The organism is Pseudomonas sp. MWU13-2105 (genome assembly GCF_023242315.1).
Lineage (GTDB): Bacteria > Pseudomonadota > Gammaproteobacteria > Pseudomonadales > Pseudomonadaceae > Aquipseudomonas.
The window spans coordinates 117,264-136,970 of sequence record NZ_JALLIY010000004.1 but is presented as its reverse complement, the minus strand read 5'-3'; the positions used below and the strand labels follow the sequence as shown (position 1 = coordinate 136,970).

Here is a 19,707-nt window from a genome sequence, read left to right as displayed (position 1 = left end):
TGCCACCCACTTATGATGGGCGGTGATCACTCTTGTGGAATGACTTTCCTGCATGCAATCCAATCGCCTTACCTCTGCCTCAAACCGTATTTTCGACTTCCTGTGTCAATGGGTTCTCCCGCTGGGATTGCTGATCTTGCTTTCAGGGATGTTCTATCTCAAAAGTCGTAGCACGCTGGCTTCATTTTACCTCGGGCTGTTCGGTATTCCCTCGCTGCTGATGCTTTGCCTGCGCCCGAGGGAAATCAAGACCCTGCTGATGGAGCCGATTATTGTCGGGTTCCTGGCGCTCTGTATCTGGGTGTGCCTGAGCCTGCTGTGGAGCCCTCCTGAGAATCCGGATTTCGGATTAATGAAAATCCCCTTGCAACCCCTCATGCTCTTCGCCGGTTGCGCCATGCTGCTCCAGTACCGTGGCGAGGCCCTGAAACCCCTGCTGTTCTGCGCGGCGATCATTGCCCTGATCGCCACCATCAGCTACCTCGTGCTGTTTATAAGCACCTATGCGCCAGGTAAGCGCATGGTCGGAGGCGGGGCCTTCACCAACCCGCTGCTGAGTTCTCACCTGTTCGGATTTTTCTGTATTTACTGGCTGCACACCTGCATTACCAGCCGGCGCCTGTCAGTCCTCTGGTTCAGTGTACCGGCCATGGCAGTCATGCTGGCTGCGGTCCTGGCAACGGGTTCGCGAACACCTCTGGTGGCGCTTGCCCTGTCCATCGTGTGGCTCGGTGTTGTCAGCCGCAATCGAAGGGCCTTGGCATTAATCACCGGAATGCTGCTGTGTTCAGCAGCCATTCTGCTGTTATTCCCGGAGATACTGGGCGACCGCGGCAGCTCCTACCGACCACAGATATGGCAAATTGCCATAACGCGAATCGCCGAGCATCCCTGGATCGGTCATGGATACGACGCCGAGCTGAGCATCGATGTCGGCTTGGGATATCTGCTGGCGGAGCCCCACAACTTTGCTCTAGGAGTTCTCTACTACGTCGGTATTATCGGCATGATCCCCTGGGCCTTCGTGTTACTGTGGGGCCTGTTCAGCAGCTACCGGCAGCGTTTCCAGCCGCTGTTCGTCCTCGCCTCCAGCCTGCTGGTCTACGGCATTGGTGCCGGCCTGACCGAAGGCGGCGCAGTACTCACACGGCCGCGTGAACACTGGTTCCTGCTGTGGATCCCCCTGGCCCTGATCGCCGCGCTCAGCATCGCCAACCGCCGCCAGCAGCTGGCAAAGGACAAACAAGCTCAAATTTGAGTCACGCCCTGTTCGCTGGCAATCTGGCCGTTGTTAGCCATGGACGGCGAGAGGGAGCGACAAGTGAGCACGGGGCGTCAGGAAGATGTACGCCCCTCGCTATTCAAGAAGGCGTGCGTTGCCCGGCATAAGCCAGGAATCCAGCGATGTCGTCGCTACAGAGCTTTTCGGCCAGCCTCTGCACTTCTTCCTTCGGCCAACTCCACCAGGCACTTTGCAATAATGCCAGGCGCTGATCCTCGGAAAAACGCCACTTCACAAAGCGTGCGGGATTGCCAGCCACCACGGCATAGGGCTCAACATCCCGGGTCACCACCGCACCGGCGGCGACAATAGCACCGTCACCGATGGTGACGCCTGAAAGCAGCGTGCAATTGGAACAGAGCCACACATCGTTGCCGACCCTGACATCACCACGGGAACCGCCATAGTCGGCAATCCGCGAGGCCTGCGGCAACACGGCGGGGAACGGGAAAGTCGTCACCCAATCGGCGCGATGATGGCCGCCGAGAAAAATCTGTACGCCACCGGCGATCGAACAATAGGCACCGATACTCAAGGTCGTACCTTCATGCCAATCATGAACCTGCGGCACGCCATAGCTGCCGTAGCCATAATCATAGTCAGGGTACTGAAGGCGGAAGCGAGCGCCGCCCTGCTCGATCTTCGGCAGTTTGCGAATCGCACGCTTGGCGCGTTTTTCCCGATAGCGTTCAAGCCAGCCCACGCCGTTATCCCCTGTGTTGTCGCGAGAAAAACAAGCGACCCAAACCACGCCAGGTCTTGCGATCAAAGTATTTGAACGGAAGCTGCTTGAGCAACTCGCGAGCCAACGCCCTATCTCGATTGGCGGTTTTGACAAACATCGAATTCAGGAATTTATAACGGGCGATATCGTAACCGGGATGATCGCTGAACAGCCCATAGGTCTTGAGGATGTTGTTGATCATGAACCGGTGGTTCTTGTATGAGTTGGTCGCATGCTGGCGGTATTGGGCCATGACCACATTCAGCACATCGATGTAATAACCGGCATGGGTGATCTTGAGTTCGATGTACAGGTCCTCCAGGGGGATCTCCGGATCGAAGCCGCCGACCTTGTCCAGGGCCTCACGACGCAGCATCAGCGTCGGTGCTGGCGGAAACGGTTTGAGCCCCATGAACATTTCATCGAAGTTCAGGCGCCGGAACGGCAGGTCACGGTGCTGGCGCTTTTCCGACATCAGTTCGCCATTACTGTCGATGATTTCCATATTACCGGCGCAGATACCCACTTCAGGCTTATCGGCCATATAGGCAACCTGCGTGGCGATCCGCCCGGGAAACATGATGTCGTCCGAGCCGAAGGACACAATCAGGCTACCTTTGGTTCGGGCAATGGCACCATTGAGGGTGCGCGTCAGCCCCTGGTTCTGCTGAGTCCGGAAATCAAATCCATGCTCGGCCTGCAGCCGCGTAATGCGCTCGACGCTATCGTCCGTCGAACCATCGTCGACCACCAACAGCTCAATATTCGGGTATGTCTGGCCCAGCACGCTCAGAATGCTCTGCTCGATGTAGGGCCCATGGTTATAGGAAGCGATGACAACCGAAACCAGTGGCTGCTGACTCATGCCCGCCCCACCTCGCGCAGACTGCTTTCAATCAGGTCCTGGTACTTTTGCCGGAACTCCGTCAGGGTGTGATTCTCCTCCAGGTAACGGAAGACCTGCTCGCCCTTGGCGCGCAGTTGCTCGTCGCTCATCGCCAGATAGGTATCCAGCGCCGCAGCCAATTGCTCCACATTGCCCGGATCATGGGACAGGCCACCGGCGCCCTGCACCAGCGGCAACATCGCCGGAACGTTGGATGCGATGACCGGCAAGTGCCCACTCATGCCTTCCAGCAACGCCAGGCCCAAGCCCTCGGTCAGCGAAGGCATGGTCCAGATATCAAACGCCCGCACATACTTCATGGCGTCCTCGCGAAAACCGGTCAAATGCGCGCGCCCGGTCAGCCCCAGGCGCTCGATCTCGGCCCGCAAGTCCGCTTCGGCGCGCCCGGAACCGATAATCGCCACCTGCGCGTTCGGGTACTTGTCCTTGAGCAAGGCAAAAGCCTGTAGCAAATGGTCGTGCCCCTTGATCGGCACCAGGCGACCCAACGCGCCGATGATCCTCGGCTCGAGCGCAAGGCCCAACGCCTCGCGGGCCTGATCGCGAGGCAATTGCAACCTCTCGGACTGCTCGATATCGATGGCATTGGTGACAAACGTGGTGTTCTGCCGTGTAAAACCACAGTTCAGCCCCACGAGATAGTCCCTGACCGCCGCCGAAACCCCGACAAATCGCCAGTTCGGAGTGACCCAACGCCGATGGTGAAGTCGACGATAGAGGCGATCATACTCCTCAAAACCGTGGGCGATCCCGATGCACAAGGGGATTTTCAGCCAGCGATTGAGCACCAGCATCATGTTCAATGACTTGAACCGGTTGCAAATCACCACATCGAATTTTTGCTCGCGGCAGTACTTGTAGATCTGCCACATAGCTTTCAGGCGCAAGCCCTTGACAGCCTTATAGGGAAACTCGAAGTACTTGGAGTGATCCGCCACGCTCAAGGGCTGTCCGGGAGCCGGACGCCCCCGCAGAAACGCTGAAGTCACCTCGAAGCGCTCGGCCGGAAGCGATTTGATAATCTGCTCGGCCAGGTCGGCGAAGTCATTTTCCTTTACGTTGTAATCCGGCTGTAGCTGCAAGACCTTGAAACGAGACTTCATAATTCTCCATGCTGCGATGGTAGTGGCTCAGCGGCCCGGGAAGTGGATCAACAACGGCAACCTGCCGGCCTCACTGGGCCGGCAGCTCTGCTCGAGCCTACTGTGCAAGCGGCTGAGCACCCAGCAGCCGCCCAAAGCAGGAGATATCAACCCAGCGCGTCATAACCATTGGCGCCATCCTTGACCACCAGAATGTCTTCCATGATCAGGTACTGCAGGTCCGAACCGAAGAACATGTTCAACGCATCGGTGGGCGAACAGATCATCGGTTCGCCGCGACGGTTCAGCGAGGTGTTCAGCGATACGCCATTGCCGGTCAACACCTCCAGCGCCTTCATCATGTCGTAGTAGCGTGGATTGTATTCGCGCTTGAGCACCTGGGCCCGCGAAGTGCCGTCCTCATGCACGACTTCCGGCACGCGGGCCTTCCACTCTTCAGCCACTTCGAAGGTGAAGGTCATGAACGGCGCCGGGTGATCGATCTTGATCATCTGCGGCGCAACGGTGTCGAGCATCGACGGGCAGAAAGGCCTCCAGCGCTCGCGGAACTTGATCTGGTGGTTGATCCGATCCGCCACGCCGGCGATGCTCGGGCAACCGATGATCGAACGCCCGCCCAGGGCCCGTGGACCGAACTCCATGCGGCCCTGGAACCAGGCCACCGGGTTACCGTCGACCATGATCCTGGCGATCTGCTCCGGCATGTTCTCGAGCTTGCGCCACTTCGGCGCGTTCTCGTGACGCGCGCAAGCGGCGATCACGTCTTCGTTGCTGTAGGACGGGCCGAGATAGACATGCTCCATCTTCTCCACCGGCACACCGCGAGCATGGGACACATAGGCTGCCGCGCCCACCGCCGTACCGGCATCGCCGGAAGCCGGTTGCACGAACAGTTCCTTGACGTCGTCACGGGCAATGATCTTCTGGTTCAGCTTGACGTTCAGCGCACAACCGCCGGCAAAGGCCAGCTTGCCGGTGTCCTTGAGAATATCGCCCAGGTAGTAGTCGATCATCTGCAGCGAGATCTTCTCGAACAGCGCCTGCATGCTCGCGGCATAATGGATGTAGGGCTCGTCGGCAATATCGCCTTCGCGCTTGGGACCCAGCCATTCGATCAGCTTCGGCGAGAAGTAGAAGCCCTTGCCCTTTTCCTTGTAGCGGCGCAGACCAACGACGTTAGCGTAGTCGGTGTTGATCACCAGCTCGCCGTTTTCGAACGAGGCCAGGCGCGAGAAGTCATACTTGCTGGCATCGCCGTAAGGGGCCATGCCCATCACCTTGAACTCGCCGTCGAGCATTTCAAAACCGAGGAACTCGGTGATCGCGCCGTACAGGCCACCCAGGGAGTCCGGATCGAAGAACTCCTTGATCTTGTGGATCTTGCCGTTTTCGCCGTAGCCGAAGAAGGTCGTGGCGTACTCGCCCTTGCCGTCGATACCGAGGATCGCGGTTTTCTCTTTGAAACCGGAACAGTGGTAGGCGCTGGAGGCGTGGGCCAGATGGTGCTCGACCGGCTCGATCTTGACTTTCTTCGGATCGAAGCCCAGTTGCTCCAGGCACCAGACGATCTTGTTGCGATAGCGCTTGTAGCGGCGGTTACCCATCAGGATCGCGTCAAGGGCGCGATCCGGGGCGTACCAGTAACGCTTGGCGTAGTGCCAGCGGGCCTTGCCGAACAGGCTGATGGGGGCGAACGGTATCGCTACCACATCAACGTCGGACGGCTTGATACCGGCCTGTTCCAGACAGAACTTCGCCGACTCATAGGGCATGCGGTTCTTTGCATGCTTGTCGCGTACGAAGCGTTCTTCTTCGGCCGCCGCAATCAGCTTGCCGTCGATATACAGCGCTGCGGAGGGATCATGACTAAGGGCGCCGGACAGGCCGAGAATCGTCAATGCCACAGGGGTCTAGCCTCTCAAAGTCTACATGCAGGCGACAAGGCGCCCGAAAAAATCTGTTCCCACCAAAGGGGCGGCAAACAACTAAAGGGCGGGATTATAGCAAGGATTATCAATGCGCAGCTGACACAGGGCAGATGATCACCTGGTTTCATCTGCCCGCTTTGTCCTGCCGCCGACTCATCAGCCCTGGCGGAGCTCGGCCGCACGAGGCAAGCGCTGATCGACCAACTGATACAAGGCACTGTTCGCTGGCCAATTGCGCATGAAGCGCGCCCGATCACGGGCATAGGCCTTGGCGAAGCTGCGCAGCGAAATATGCTGGCGCATCGAATCCAGGTCGATCAGGGTCCAACGGCCGTCCTGCCAGAACAGGTTGTGCCCCTTGAAATCACCGTGGCTGATCCGCTCGCGGATCAACTCGGCAAACAGCTGTTCCAGTGCCTCGAGCTCGGCCGGCGGCACTTCGCCCGATTCCACGTACGGCGCAAAGCGTTCAATCACATCCGGCCCGGCCAGATGCTCGGTGAGCAGATAGGCGCGACTGCGCAACCAGAAAAACCGCCGCTCCAGCACGGCGAGCGGCTTCGGCGTAGCGATCCCGAGGAACGCCAGGCGATTGCCTTCACGCCAGGAATGCCAGGCCCGGCTCGGGCGCCAGAAACGCTTGAGCCAGTGACTGAAGCCCTTGATGTTGTAGCGCTTGAGCACCAGCGGACGGCCGCCGACATCGACCCGCCCCACCGTGGCCGTACCACCGTTCTTGTACAGCGGGCCCTGGGCAAGCAGTGCATCGGCTTGCTCCAACACCGGCGCCAACGCCGCTTCTTCTTCGCGACGAATCACCCGCAGGCCAAACGCCCCACGACGGACACTGAACAATGAGCATTCGCGGGCGACCTTGCGCATAAAATCCTTCAGGCGCCAGCCACGGACCTTGTCCACTTGCTTGAGCAAGGCCTCCAGCGGTAACGCATGCTCGCCATTGCCGAGCAGGTAATGCACCAGCAGTTCTTCGATAAAGGGTTCGATCGCCTTGGGCAACTGGGCAAAGAACACCCCGAGGTTTTCCAGCACTTTCTGCCGTGACAACGGCTGGCCTGCCTGCTCGACCTGAATCCCGGCACCGTCGATCAGATACAGCTTGCCGTCATGGCGCAGCAGATTGTCCAGGTGCAGGTCTTCCTGCCACAGGCCCTTGCCGTGCATCTGCGCAATGACGCCCAGCGCCTCGGCCAGCACCTGTTGCTGCTCATCGGCCAACAACGGCAGCGACTCGACCTTGCTCCAGGCCTCCCCCAGGCTCTCGGCGCCCTCGAGAAACTCGAACAACAACCAGCCGCCCTCGCCTTCTTTCAGGCCGTCGACCAACAACAGCGGCGTGCCCAGGCCCTGCTCGGCCAACAGCCGCACGCCGCGCAATTCCCGCTGGAAGTGCCGTGCCGCCTTGCCGCCCACCAGCAATTTGGCCAGCACCGTACGCCCACGCCAGACCCCGGCACCGACATAACGCTGACCGGGCAGCACCCGCAACAGGCTCAGCAACTGCAACTGCGCACTGCCGGCGGCGTCCGCCAGCTCAAGGTCCAGGGGCAATGCCGGAGCCCGTCCGGCGCTTTTCAATTCAGATAAACGCATCAACCACTTCCTTCGCCAACCGACACAAGCGCAACGACATCAGAGCGCGCCGCCGTAGCGCAGTTTGCGCCGGTAAAGTTTTTCCGCCTTGCGCTCCAGCAAGGCCAGCAGCCGCGCTTCATCGCGCAGGATCTGGCGCAACGGCTGGCGGAAATAGCCCTTCAGGAAGCGCAACCGGTCGCGCCGGGTCAGGCCGATATCCAGCACCGAGAAATAAAGTGCCGCCAGATCCTTGTTACGCCAGCGCGCAGGGATGGCCGCGCGGGTCTGGGCACGGTGCAGGTCGATGACCGAGAGCTTGAGGTCCTCGGCCGTCACCGGTTTGTCGGTATGCAGCAGGAAGTGGCAGATATAGCAATCGCGATGGTTGACCCCGGCGCGGTGCATCATGCCGGTCATGCGCGCCACCTCGGCGATCAGCGCGCGCTTGAGCCGCGGCGCCGGTGGCTGCTTGGGCCAGTCCATGCTGAAGTCTTCGAGACTGATGGTCGGCGCCAGTTCTTCGGTGACGATAAACGAATGCTGGTCCGCCGGGTTGCGGCCACGCTCGCCATAGGCCACGGCGGTCATGGTCGGCACCGCGACTTCCTGCAGGCGCTGGATCGCCCGCCACTCCTGGCCTGCGCCGAGGACCGGCAGCTTGGCAGTCAACAGGTTCTTGAAGATCTCGCGCCAGCCGATGCCACGGTGGATCTTGACGAAATAACCACGACCGGCGACTTCCGTACGCAGGGTACGTCGCGCCTCCAACTCACGGTAAACCACACCTTCCAGGCGCTCGACCTCGGCGAACGCATCGCGTCCGGCCCACAAGCGCTTGAACGGTTCGGCCAGGATCAACTTCATTGCGGTAGCTCCCCCAGGATCACATCCGCCGCGTACTGCGGCATGCTGTACAGGTCGGCCGTGTCGGCATAGACCAGGCCATGCTGGCTCCACGCCTGGCGCGCGGCCTGGTCGGACAACATCCGCTCCAGGTATTGATTGAGCTGGGACTGCTCGAAAGGCTCGTCCAGCACCAGGCCGCAGTCGGCCTCGGCAATGTAACGGGCATAACCGCAGACCGCGCTCACCAGCACTGGCAAACCGGCCACCAGGGCCTCAAGCAGCACCGTGCCGGTATTTTCGTTGTAGGCCGGGTGAATCAGCAGATCGGCGCCCAACAGGAAACGCGGGATATCGCTGCGCCCCATGAGAAACCGCACCTGCTCGCCCAAGCCCAGGGACGCACTCTGCATCTGGAAGGCCTTGGGGTCGTCCTGGCCGATGACAAACAGCCGGCTGCGCTCCTTCAACGCCGCTGGCAACGCGGCCAGGGCCTTGAGACTGCGATCGAGGCCCTTGGTCTTGAAGCCGGAACCGATCTGCACCAGCAGCAGCTCATCGTCCGCCAGCTTGAACTCACGGCGAAACTCGGCGCGGATCTCGGCGGCATTCGCCGGCGCCCGACGATCCAGGGCAATCCCCGGTGGCAACAGATGGAAGCGCTCCGGCGGGGTATCGTAATGTTTCATGAACAGCGGCTGCTGGACTTCGGAGATCATCAGGATTTCAGTCTTCGCGTCCCTGGTGAACACCGCCCGCTCATACTCGGCGAAATGCCGGTAGCGGCCCCAGAAACGGTACAACGAATGCCGCTGGTTCTGCGCCTTGTCTTCATAGCAACCGTCGGCGGCATAGTAGACATCCAGATCGGGCATCTTGTTGAAACCGATCAGCCGCGCCACCGGGCGCTTGGCCAGGTCATCCTTGACCCAGGCGCTGAACCTGGCGTAACGCCGATGATTGAACAACGCATTGACCGGCACCATCACCACTTCAAAGCCAGGCGGGATATCGCCCTCCCAGAACAGGCTGTAGACGCGGATCTGATGCCCACGCCGCTGGCATTCCAGGGCAATGCGCATGAAGTCACGCTGCAATCCGCCAAACGGAAAGTACTTGTACAGAACAAAAGCCAATTGCATCAGTGCCGCTCCTCAGCCATTAACAGCGCGCTCAATCGGCTTGCCACACGTTCGGGATTCAAGCGTGTGAAGCACAGAGGCAACTCGCGTTTCAGATCGAAGCGCTGCAGGTCCTCCGCTGTCGGAACGTAGGTGCATTTCTTTTGAAGACAAGGTGCGCAGGGAAAATTGCTCGCCAGATGGATCTGCGACCGACCATAGGCACCGGTCAGGATCGAGCTGGTCGGCCCGAACAGCGACAGCGTCGGCACATCCAGCGCGGCGGCCAGATGGCCGAGGCCGGTATCCACCGCCACGCAGGCCGTGGCATCGGCCAGTACCCTGGCGACCCCGGCCAGGTTCAGCTTGGGCAGCACCAGGACATGTTTCAAATTGCGCGCAATCCGCTCGGCCCGGGCCTTTTCCTCGGCATTGCCCCAGGGCAGCTTCACCGGCACGCCCAATTGCCCCAGGCGCACGGCCAACTCGCGCCAGTAGGCTTCCGGCCAATGCTTGGTGTCCCAGGTGGTGCCATGCAGGAACAGCACGAAAGGCGCCTTGCGCGGCAACTCGACCAGTTTGTCGACATCCAGGCCATAGTCGCCCATGCCCCTGGGCAGGTCATAGCCCAGCGCCAAGGCGAACAACTGGCGCATGCGATCAACCGCATGTTGATTCCGCGCCACCGCCAGGCGCCGCGAATAAAAACGGCTGGCCAGGGGTTCGCGGGCCGACTGTTTGTCCGGGCCGGCCACCGGGGCCTTGGCATAGCGGGTCAGCAAAGCGCTTTTCACCAGGCCCTGGGCATCGATCACCAGATCGTAAGGCTGGGCGCGCAAGCTCTCCTTGAACCGCCGCCACTCACCACTCTTGATCGTCTGCCAGATATTCTTGCGCCAGCGGCGGATTGCCACCGGAATCACCTTGTCCACCGCCGGGTGCCAGCTCGGCAGTTCAGCGAAGCCTTCCTCGACCACCCAGTCGAATCGGATACCGGGAATCGCCCGAGCAGCATCGGTGAGTGCCGGCAAAGCGTGAATCACATCGCCCAGGGAGGAGGTCTTGACCAGCAATACGCGCAATTAGTGAACCTCGACCGCAGTGCCGTGCAACCGTTGCAAGGCTTCGTTCACCGGGGTCGGCTCGAGCTGACGCAGGCAGTTGTAATGGCCGAAGCGGCAGGTCCGGTCGAAGCAGGGACTGCACTCCAGGCCCAGGCGGACGATTTCCACCCGGTCCGCCAACGGCGGGGTGAAACCCGGCGACGTCGAGCCGTAGACCGCCACCAGTGGTCGGTTCAATGCGGCGGCGACGTGCATCAGCCCCGAGTCGTTGGAGACCACTGCATCGGCACAGGACATCAGGTCGATGGCCTCGGCCAGGGACGTCCCGCCACTGAGGTTTACCGCCTCTTCCCGCAGTCCGGGAATCAGGCGCTGACGAATGTCTTCACCGACCGCATGATCGTTCTTCGAGCCGAACAGCCAGACCTGCCAACCCTCGCGAATCCGCGCCTCGGCGACTTTCGCGTAATGCTCGGACGGCCAGCGCTTGGACTCGCCGAACTCGGCTCCCGGGCACAGCGCCAGTACCGGACGGTCCAGGCTCAATTCGAACTTGGCCAGCGCGGCATCGCGGCTGGCCGGGTCGATCCGCAGGCTCGGGCGCGGATACGGTGTCGGCAGGCTCTCACCCGGTTCATAGGCCAGGGCCATGAAACGCTCGATCATCAACGGATAACGTTCCTTGTCCAGCTTACGCACATCGTTGAGCACGCCGTAGCGAAACTCGCCGCGCCAGCCGGTACGCTTCGGCACGCTGGCAAAAAACGGCACCAGCGCCGATTTCAGCGAGTTGGGCAGCAGGATCGCCTGGTCGTACTGGCCGGCCAGCGACTTGCCGATACGCCGCCGCGTGGCCAGTTCCAGGGCGCCGTGGCCGAGCGGAAAGCTCAAGGCAGCCCGGACCTCGGGCATGCGCTCGAGGATCGGGCGACTCCATTCCGGCGCCAGCACATCGATCTCGCACTGCGGATGACGCTGCTTCAGGCACTGGAAGAGTGTCTGAGCCATCACCATGTCACCGACCCAGCTGGGCCCAACGATCAGAATATTCATAGGCTTCCACAAACGATGCGGGGAGGCTTATGCCTCCCCGCCTCTAAAAGATCAATCAGCTTAGCCCCAGCTCGGTCCATATCCGCATGACGTCGCGGCGTTCGACCGCGAACTGATCGCCAGCGATCACCCCCGCCTCTTTCTGCAACGCCTGGCGGTGGGCGGCGGAACGATAGGCCTTGTAGGCCTCGCGCAGCAGGTTGGCATCCGTGGCGGGAATCAGCCCGGCCTGCTCCAGCCCTTCGAGAATGCGGATATTATCGGTATAGCGGAGTAACGCCGGGTGTGCTTTCGACCAAGCCAATGTCGCGTATTGCACCATAAATTCAATATCGACGATACCACCGGCATCCTGCTTGATATCGAAGGGCGCCGTGGCCTCGAAGGCATTGGCCGCCGTGCCCGCCGCGGTGGCCTTGCTCCCCAGGTTGTCGCGCATCTTGGCGCGCATCTCGCTGACTTCCTGACGCAAGGTCGGCAAATCCCGCTCGCGCCCCAGCACCGCCGCCCGCACCTTCTCGAATGCCGTGCCGACTTCCTTGCAACCCACCAGCACCCGGGCGCGGATCAGCGCCTGATGCTCCCAGGTCCAGGCTTCGTTCTGCTGGTAACGCTCGAAGGCACCCAGGGAGCTGACCAAAAGGCCCGATGCCCCGGATGGGCGCAAGCGCATGTCCACTTCATAGAGCTGGCCGGAGTTGGTCTGGGTGGTCAGCAGGTGAATGATCCGCTGGCCCAGGCGGGTGAAGAACTGCGCGGTATCGATGGGCTTGGCGCCGTCGGTCTCGGCATTCGGATCGCCGTCGTGGATAAACACCAGGTCCAGGTCAGAGCCATGGCCCAGCTCGATGCCGCCGACCTTGCCGTAGCCGACAATAATAAAGCCCGGATCGCACAAACTGCCGTCGACCCGGCGCGGCGAGCCGTGGCGGGCAACGGTCTGGCGCCAGGCCAGGGCCAGCACCTGCTCGAGAATCGCCTCGGCGAGCCAGGTGAGGTAATCGCTGACCTTCATCAACGGCAAGCTGCCGGAAATTTCCGAGGCCGCGACCCGCAGGCGATGCGCCAACTTGAAGTGCCGCAGGGCCTCCATCTGCTGTTCGAGGTCATCTTCCGGAATCCGCGTCAGGCGCTCACGCAGTTCAGCGGCCAACTCCGGCGCCAGCGGCGGCTTGAACAACCGGCCTTCGTTGAGCAACTCGTCGAGCAGCATCGGGAAGCGGGTGATCTGTTCGGCAATCCACGGGCTGGCGGCACACAAGGTCAGCAAGCGGCGCAGGGCACCAGGGTTTTCCGTGAGCAGCACCAGGTAGGCCGAACGCCGGGCCACGGCTTCCACCAGGGGCAGCACGCGTTCCAGCACCAGGTCCGGATCGGCATGTTCCACCGCCTGGGCCAGCAGCCGCGGGATAAAGGCATCGAGCCGCTCCCGCCCGAGACGCTGCATGGCGCGCAACTGCGGGCTGGTGCGCAGCGCCGCGAGTTGCTTCAGGGCCTTGGCGGCATCCTTGAAACCGCCTTCCTGCAACTGCCGGCAGGCCGCCTCTTCGTCCTGGGACTCTTCCCACAGCGGCAGCCATTCGCCGCCGACCATCACCTCGCCCTCGGCACCATCCTCTTCGTCCGGGTCGGCGATCACCTGGCGAAAATGCCAGTCGACCCGCCCGCGCCAGTGCATCAGCCGCTCATGGAACGCCGCCCAGCTGTCGAAGCCCATCATGAAGGCGATGCGCGCGCGGTCCTTTTCATCATCAGGCAGCATCTGGGTCTGGCGATCGGCAATCGCCTGGATCGCATGCTCGGTATAACGCAGGAATTCATAACCGCTGCGCAATTCGCCGATCACCGCCGGCGGCAGGTAACCCTGGCCTTCCAGGGTGCCCAGCACCTTCAACAACGGCCGTTGCTGCAGGCTCAGGTCACGCCCGCCGTGAATCAGCTGGAAGGCCTGGGCAATGAACTCGACCTCGCGAATGCCGCCGGAGCCCAGCTTGATATTCTCGGCCATGCCCTTGCGCCGGACTTCCTGCTGGATCAGCTGCTTCATGGTGCGCAGCGCCTCGATGGCCGAGAAGTCCAGGTAACGCCGATAGACGAATGGCCGCAGCAACTCCAGCAACTGCGCGCCCGCCACCTGGTCGCCGGCCACCACCCGCGCCTTGATCATCGCGTAGCGCTCCCAGTCACGCCCCTGATCCTGGTAGTACTGTTCCAACGCGTTGAAGCTCAACACCAGCGCACCGGCCGAGCCGTAGGGGCGCAAGCGCATGTCGACGCGGAACACGAAACCGTCGACGGTGATCGGGTCCAGGGACTTGATCAGGCGCTGGCCCAGGCGGATGAAAAACTCCTGGTTGTCCAGCGCGCGCTTGACCCCGACCGTCTCGCCACCTTCCGGATAGGCAAAGATCAGGTCGATATCCGAGGACAGGTTCAACTCCACCGCGCCGAGCTTGCCCATGCCGAGGATGACCATCGGCTGCGGCTCGCCGCTGCGCCGCCCGGTGGGCGTGCCGAACTGCTGGCAATGCCGCGGGTACAACCACTGATAAGCCTGATCGATGCAGGCGTCGGCCAGATCGGAAAGGTCGCGACAGGTCTGCACCAGGTCCGCCTGGCGCGTCAGGTCACGCCAGATGATCCGCACCTGCTGGCGCGTGCGCTGGCGGCGCAAGGCGCGACCCAGCTCATCCTCGGTTTCGACCGGTTGCAGCGCCGCGGCGACCTGCCCGCACATCTCCCCCGGCGCAAAACCGCGATCAAGGTCGCCGAACTGCGCCAGCTCCAGCAACATCAAAGGGTCACGCAGCGATTGTTCAATAAAGAAGTCGCTGGCCGCGCTGACCCGGGCGAACTGCGCCCAGCGTTGCGTGGTCCACTGGGCCAGCCCGTGATCATCCTCCAGGACGGCGACGGCGGCACGAAACGACTGCTCGGCGCGACTGGCGGCAGGCAGGAGAATGGCCGGCAGGTCGGCCAACGTTGGAAGGCTCATGGTCTATCCTTGGTGATCGAACAATCAGCCGCAGTCTGTGATAGCGAGAAACACGCTCTGGAAAGGACTGTCGAACAAAAGTTAGAAATAGCTGATAATGGTTATTTTTTGGCAGCGAACCCCAAAAAGATGCTCACCTTGATTATTTTAAAACCAACAATATCGATTACGTTCACAACATAGCAGGAAGTTTTCACGCGTCGATCTGTAGTTTTACTACTCGTCTATACATTCGAAAGGCTGAAATGGCCGACGATTTGTAGTAAAACTACAGGACTCCGGTACAACCTCCGGACATCCAAGAATTTATGTCGTCTGCCCACAAGGCCAGTCGCAAACTCAGGCAACCGATTCTGGAAGCCTTTCCGCCCTGGAGCAAGCCATGCAAGACCTCGATCCCGTCGAAACCCAGGAATGGCTGGACGCCCTGGAATCGGTTCTCGACAAAGAAGGCGAAGACCGTGCTCACTACCTGATGACCCGTATGGGCGAACTCGCGACCCGCAGCGGCTCGCAACTGCCCTACGCCATCACCACGCCGTACCGCAACACGATTCCCGTCACCCACGAAGCACGCATGCCTGGCGACCTGTTCATGGAACGCCGCATTCGCTCGCTGGTGCGCTGGAACGCGATGGCCATGGTAATGCGCACGAACTTGAAAGATTCTGACCTGGGCGGTCACATCTCCAGCTTCGCCTCCAGCGCCACCCTGTATGACATCGGCTTCAACTACTTCTTCCAGGCCCCGACCGACGAACACGGCGGCGACCTGATCTACTTCCAGGGCCACACCTCGCCAGGCGTCTACGCCCGCGCGTTCATGGAAGGCCGCATCAGCGAAGAACAGATGAACAACTTCCGCCAGGAAGTCGACGGTCAGGGCCTGTCGTCCTACCCGCACCCTTGGCTGATGCCTGACTTCTGGCAGTTCCCGACCGTCTCCATGGGCCTGGGTCCGATCCAGGCGATCTACCAGGCACGCTTCATGAAGTACCTGGAAGCCCGTGGCTTCATCCCGGAAGGCAAGCAGAAAGTCTGGTGCTTCCTCGGCGACGGCGAGTGCGACGAGCCGGAATCCCTCGGCGCGATCTCCCTGGCCGGCCGCGAGAAGCTGGACAACCTGATCTTCGTCATCAACTGCAACCTGCAGCGCCTCGACGGCCCGGTTCGCGGCAACGGCAAGATCATCCAGGAACTCGAAGGCGTGTTCCGTGGTGCCCAGTGGAACGTCACCAAAGTCATCTGGGGGCGTTTCTGGGATCCACTGCTGGCCAAGGACGTCGACGGCATCCTGCAACGCCGGATGGACGAAGTCATCGACGGCGAGTACCAGAACTACAAGGCCAAGGACGGCGCGTTCGTGCGCGAACACTTCTTCAACTCGCCGGAACTCAAGGCGATGGTTGCCGACCTGTCCGACGACGAGATCTGGAAGCTCAACCGTGGCGGCCACGACCCGTACAAGGTCTACGCGGCATACCACGAAGCGGTCAACCACAAGGAACAACCGACCGTCATCCTGGCCAAGACCATCAAGGGTTATGGCACCGGCGCCGGCGAAGCGAAGAACACCGCGCACAACACCAAGAAGGTTGATGTTGAAAGCCTGAAGCTGTTCCGCGACCGTTTCGACATCCCGGTCAAGGATGAGCAACTGGAAAACCTGCCGTTCTTCAAGCCGGAACCCAACAGCGCCGAAGCCCGCTACCTCAGCGAGCGTCGCAGCGCACTGGGCGGTTTCGTGCCGCAGCGCCGTGCGCAAAGCGTCAACATCCCGACCCCGCCACTCGATACCCTCAAGGCTATCCTGGACGGCTCGGGCGACCGTGAAATCTCCACCACCATGGCCTTCGTGCGGATCCTCGCGCAGTTGGTCAAGGACAAGGAAATCGGCTCGCGCATCGTCCCGATCATCCCGGACGAAGCCCGTACCTTCGGTATGGAAGGCATGTTCCGCCAGTTGGGCATCTACTCCTCCGTCGGCCAGCTCTACGAGCCAGTCGATAAAGACCAGGTGATGTTCTACAAGGAAGACAAGAAGGGCCAGATTCTCGAAGAAGGCATCAACGAAGCGGGCGCCATGAGCTCCTTCATCGCCGCCGGCACTTCGTACTCCAGCCATAACCAGCCGATGCTGCCGTTCTACATCTTCTACTCGATGTTCGGCTTCCAGCGTATCGGCGACCTGGCCTGGGCTGCCGGCGACAGCCGTACCCGTGGCTTCCTGATCGGCGGCACCGCCGGCCGGACCACGCTGAACGGCGAAGGCCTGCAGCACGAAGACGGCCACAGCCACATCCTCGCGGGCACCATCCCGAACTGCCGTACCTTCGATCCAACCTACGGCTATGAGCTGGCGGTGATCATCCAGGACGGCATGAAGAAGATGACCGAAGAGCAACAGGACGTCTTCTACTACATCACCGTGATGAACGAGTCCTACCAGCAGCCAGCCATGCCGGCCGGTGTCGAGGACGGCATCATCAAGGGCATGTACCTGCTCGAGGAAGACACCAAGGAAGCGGCTCACCACGTGCAACTGATGGGCTCCGGCACCATCCTGCGCGAAGTGCGTGAAGCGGCGAAGATCCTGCGCGAGCAATTCAATATCGGCGCCGACGTGTGGAGCGTGACCAGCTTCAACGAACTGCGTCGCGACGGCCTCGCCGTGGAACGCAGCAACCGCCTGCACCCTGGCCAGAAGCCGAAGCTGAGCTACGTCGAAGAATGCCTCAACGGCCGCAAAGGTCCGGTGATCGCCTCTACCGACTACATGAAGTTGTTTGCCGAACAGATTCGCCAGTGGGTCCCATCCAAGGAGTTCAAAGTCCTGGGTACCGACGGTTTCGGCCGCAGTGACAGCCGCAAGAAGCTGCGTCACTTCTTCGAAGTCGACCGTCATTTCGTGGTGTTGGCAGCCCTGGAAGCCTTGGCTGACCGTGGTGAGATCGAACCCAAGGTGGTGGCCGACGCCATCGTCAAGTTCGGGATCAACCCGGAAAAACGCAACCCACTGGACTGCTGAGGAGACACCCTGTGAGCGAACTCATTCGCGTACCTGACATCGGCAGCGGTGAAGGTGAAGTAATCGAACTGTTTGTGAAGGTCGGCGATCGCATCGAAGCCGACCAGAGCATCCTGACGCTGGAATCGGACAAGGCGAGCATGGAAGTGCCCGCGCCGAAAGCCGGTATCATCAAGAGCCTGAAAGTGAAGCTGGGCGACCGCCTGAAAGAAGGCGACGAGCTGCTGGAACTGGAAGTCGAAGGTGCCGCAGCCGCGGCCCCCGCGGCTGCACCAGCGCCTGTCGCCCAGGCCGCCGCGCCAGTTGCCGCTGCCGCACCGGCTGCCGCGCCAAGCTCCGCGCCGGCCGCCGCCACGGCCCAGCAAGTGCACGTGCCGGACATCGGTTCGTCGGGCAAGGCCCAGATCATCGAGATCTCGGTCAAGGTCGGCGACAGTATCGAAGCTGATCAATCCTTGATCACCCTCGAGTCCGACAAGGCCAGCATGGAAATCCCATCGCCGGCCGCCGGCGTCGTGGAAAGCATCAACGTCAAGCTCAACGACGAAGTCGGCACCGGTGACCTGATCCTGGTCCTGAAAGTCGCCGGCGCCGCGCCAGCCGCGGCTCCTGCCCCGGCCCAGGCAGCCGCCGCGCCGGCTGCCGCTGCAGCACCAGTTGCTGCAGCAACTGCTCCGGTTGCCGACAGCGTCCAGGACATCCACGTGCCGGATATCGGTTCGTCGGGCAAGGCCAAGATCATCGAAGTCTCGGTCAAGGCCGGCGACACCGTCGAGGTCGATCAATCGCTGATCACCCTCGAATCCGACAAAGCCAGCATGGAAATCCCGTCGCCGGCCGCCGGCGTGGTGGAAAGCGTTTCCATCAAGCTCGACGACGAAGTCGGTACCGGCGACCTGATCCTCAAACTGAAGGTCAAAGGCGCCGCGGCCCCAGCGGCCCCAGCCGCTCCAGCCGCTCCAGCCGCTCCGGCGGCGGCAGCTGCCGCACCGGTCAAGGCTGAAGCGGCACCTGTTGCAGCAGCGGCCCCGGCTGCCGCTCCGGCAGCCGCCCCAGCCAACCCGGGCGCCAAGGTTCACGCCGGCCCGGCGGTACGCCAACTGGCTCGTGAATTCGGCGTCGAACTGAGCGCGGTCAGCGCCAGCGGTCCGCACGGTCGCATCCTCAAGGAAGACGTGCAGGTCTACGTCAAGGCGATGATGCAGAAGGCCAAGGAAGCACCGGCCGCCGCGGCTGCCGGCGCAACCGGCGGGGCCGGCATCCCGCCGATCCCGGTGGTGGACTTCAGCCGCTTCGGCGAAATCGAAGAAGTGCCGATGACCCGTCTGATGCAGGCTGGCGCCGCCAACCTGCACCGCAGCTGGCTGAACGTGCCGCACGTGACCCAATTCGACTCGGCGGATATCACCGAGCTGGAAGCGTTCCGCGTGGCCCAGAAAGCCGTGGCCGAGAAGGCTGGCGTCAAGCTGACCATCCTGCCACTGCTGCTCAAGACCTGCGCCCACCTGCTCAAGGAACTGCCGGACTTCAACAGTTCGCTGGCGCCAAGCGGCAAGGCGATCATCCGCAAGAAGTACGTCAACATCGGCTTCGCCGTCGACACGCCGGATGGCTTGCTGGTCCCGGTGATCAAGAACGTCGAGCAGAAGAGCCTGCTGCAACTCGCTGCCGAAGCCGCTTCCCTGGCGGAAAAAGCCCGGACCAAGAAGCTCTCCGCCGACGACATGCAGGGCGCCTGCTTCACCATTTCCAGCCTCGGGCACATTGGCGGCACCGGCTTCACGCCGATCGTCAACGCACCGGAAGTGGCGATCCTCGGCGTTTCCAAGGCCACCATCCAGCCGGTCTGGGACGGCAAGGCCTTCCAGCCCAAGCTGATGCTGCCGCTGTCGCTGTCCTACGATCACCGGGTGATCAACGGCGCGGCCGCCGCGCGCTTCACCAAGCGCCTGAGCGACCTGCTGGCGGACATCCGCACCATCCTGCTGTAACCGCGATCCCGGTCTCTTCCCACGGAGAGACCGGAACCGTGCATCGATTTCCGAGCGCCACGCTCGTACCTCAAC

The 19,707-nt window shown here is 61.7% G+C and carries 13 protein-coding genes; 3 read left to right on the top strand and 10 right to left on the bottom strand.

Going from position 1 to position 19,707, the window contains the following annotated elements; translation table 11 throughout:
* The first annotated feature begins 52 nt into the window (after positions 1-52).
* Positions 53-1,258 (top strand): O-antigen ligase family protein, encoded by a 1,206-nt coding sequence (locus tag M5B96_RS07115; protein ID WP_318654829.1) that lies wholly within the window; start codon positions 53-55, stop codon positions 1,256-1,258.
* Positions 1,259-1,361: 103 nt separating this feature from the next.
* Here the strand turns inward: M5B96_RS07115 and M5B96_RS07110 are convergent, their stop codons facing one another.
* The 10 genes from M5B96_RS07110 to glnE all read right to left on the bottom strand — a co-directional run bounded on the left by M5B96_RS07110 (position 1,362) and on the right by glnE (position 14,613).
* Positions 1,362-1,985 (bottom strand): CatB-related O-acetyltransferase, encoded by a 624-nt coding sequence (locus M5B96_RS07110; protein ID WP_248796176.1) that lies wholly within the window; start codon positions 1,983-1,985, stop codon positions 1,362-1,364.
* A gap of 4 nt (positions 1,986-1,989) precedes the next feature.
* Positions 1,990-2,871, bottom strand: coding sequence for a glycosyltransferase (locus M5B96_RS07105; RefSeq protein ID WP_248796001.1), 882 nt, complete (start codon positions 2,869-2,871; stop codon positions 1,990-1,992).
* Complete coding sequence (locus M5B96_RS07100; protein WP_248796000.1) at positions 2,868-4,016, bottom strand: glycosyltransferase family 4 protein; 1,149 nt, start codon at positions 4,014-4,016, stop codon at positions 2,868-2,870. The genes M5B96_RS07105 and M5B96_RS07100 overlap by 4 nt, the downstream gene beginning before the upstream one ends.
* A 146-nt stretch (positions 4,017-4,162) precedes the next feature.
* Positions 4,163-5,920 carry a carbamoyltransferase gene (locus M5B96_RS07095; protein WP_248795999.1) on the bottom strand — a complete coding sequence of 586 codons (1,758 nt, stop codon included), beginning with the start codon at positions 5,918-5,920 and terminating at the stop codon, positions 4,163-4,165.
* A 180-nt stretch (positions 5,921-6,100) separates the two neighbouring features.
* Positions 6,101-7,555: a lipopolysaccharide kinase InaA family protein gene (locus M5B96_RS07090; protein WP_248795998.1), complete on the bottom strand. Its 1,455-nt coding sequence runs from the start codon at positions 7,553-7,555 to the stop codon at positions 6,101-6,103.
* A gap of 39 nt (positions 7,556-7,594) precedes the next feature.
* Positions 7,595-8,401, bottom strand: coding sequence for a lipopolysaccharide core heptose(I) kinase RfaP (gene rfaP, locus M5B96_RS07085; protein WP_248795997.1), 807 nt, complete (start codon positions 8,399-8,401; stop codon positions 7,595-7,597).
* Positions 8,398-9,522, bottom strand: coding sequence for a glycosyltransferase family 4 protein (locus tag M5B96_RS07080; RefSeq protein ID WP_248795996.1), 1,125 nt, complete (start codon positions 9,520-9,522; stop codon positions 8,398-8,400). Before M5B96_RS07080 ends, rfaP begins: the two co-directional genes overlap by 4 nt.
* A complete protein-coding gene (gene waaC, locus M5B96_RS07075; protein ID WP_248795995.1) occupies positions 9,522-10,583 on the bottom strand; it encodes a lipopolysaccharide heptosyltransferase I in 1,062 nt (353 codons plus the stop codon). Before waaC ends, M5B96_RS07080 begins: the two co-directional genes overlap by 1 nt.
* A complete protein-coding gene (gene waaF, locus M5B96_RS07070) occupies positions 10,584-11,618 on the bottom strand; it encodes a lipopolysaccharide heptosyltransferase II (RefSeq protein WP_248795994.1) in 1,035 nt (344 codons plus the stop codon). It lies immediately after the preceding gene.
* Between the two features lie 55 nt (positions 11,619-11,673).
* Positions 11,674-14,613, bottom strand: coding sequence for a bifunctional [glutamate--ammonia ligase]-adenylyl-L-tyrosine phosphorylase/[glutamate--ammonia-ligase] adenylyltransferase (gene glnE, locus M5B96_RS07065; RefSeq protein WP_248795993.1), 2,940 nt, complete (start codon positions 14,611-14,613; stop codon positions 11,674-11,676).
* Between the two features lie 382 nt (positions 14,614-14,995).
* On the opposite strand from glnE, the gene aceE reads away from it, so the two are divergent.
* Entirely contained in the window at positions 14,996-17,641 is a 2,646-nt protein-coding gene (aceE, locus tag M5B96_RS07060; protein ID WP_248795992.1) for a pyruvate dehydrogenase (acetyl-transferring), homodimeric type, read from the top strand.
* An 11-nt stretch (positions 17,642-17,652) separates the two neighbouring features.
* Positions 17,653-19,632, top strand: coding sequence for a dihydrolipoyllysine-residue acetyltransferase (gene aceF / locus M5B96_RS07055; protein ID WP_248795991.1), 1,980 nt, complete (start codon positions 17,653-17,655; stop codon positions 19,630-19,632).
* Positions 19,633-19,707: the final 75 nt, after the last annotated feature.

Bases quoted from the DNA above. Each gene is read 5' to 3' on its own strand.
- M5B96_RS07115 (WP_318654829.1), top strand. From the start codon at position 53: ATGCAATCCAATCGCCTTACCTCTGCCTCAAACCGTATTTTCGACTTC.
- M5B96_RS07105 (WP_248796001.1), bottom strand. From the start codon at position 2,871: ATGAGTCAGCAGCCACTGGTTTCGGTTGTCATCGCTTCCTATAACCAT.
- M5B96_RS07100 (WP_248796000.1), bottom strand. From the start codon at position 4,016: ATGAAGTCTCGTTTCAAGGTCTTGCAGCTACAGCCGGATTACAACGTA.
- M5B96_RS07090 (WP_248795998.1), bottom strand. From the start codon at position 7,555: ATGCGTTTATCTGAATTGAAAAGCGCCGGACGGGCTCCGGCATTGCCC.
- rfaP (WP_248795997.1), bottom strand. From the start codon at position 8,401: ATGAAGTTGATCCTGGCCGAACCGTTCAAGCGCTTGTGGGCCGGACGC.
- M5B96_RS07080 (WP_248795996.1), bottom strand. From the start codon at position 9,522: ATGCAATTGGCTTTTGTTCTGTACAAGTACTTTCCGTTTGGCGGATTG.
- waaF (WP_248795994.1), bottom strand. From the start codon at position 11,618: ATGAATATTCTGATCGTTGGGCCCAGCTGGGTCGGTGACATGGTGATG.
- glnE (WP_248795993.1), bottom strand. From the start codon at position 14,613: ATGAGCCTTCCAACGTTGGCCGACCTGCCGGCCATTCTCCTGCCTGCC.
- aceE (WP_248795992.1), top strand. From the start codon at position 14,996: ATGCAAGACCTCGATCCCGTCGAAACCCAGGAATGGCTGGACGCCCTG.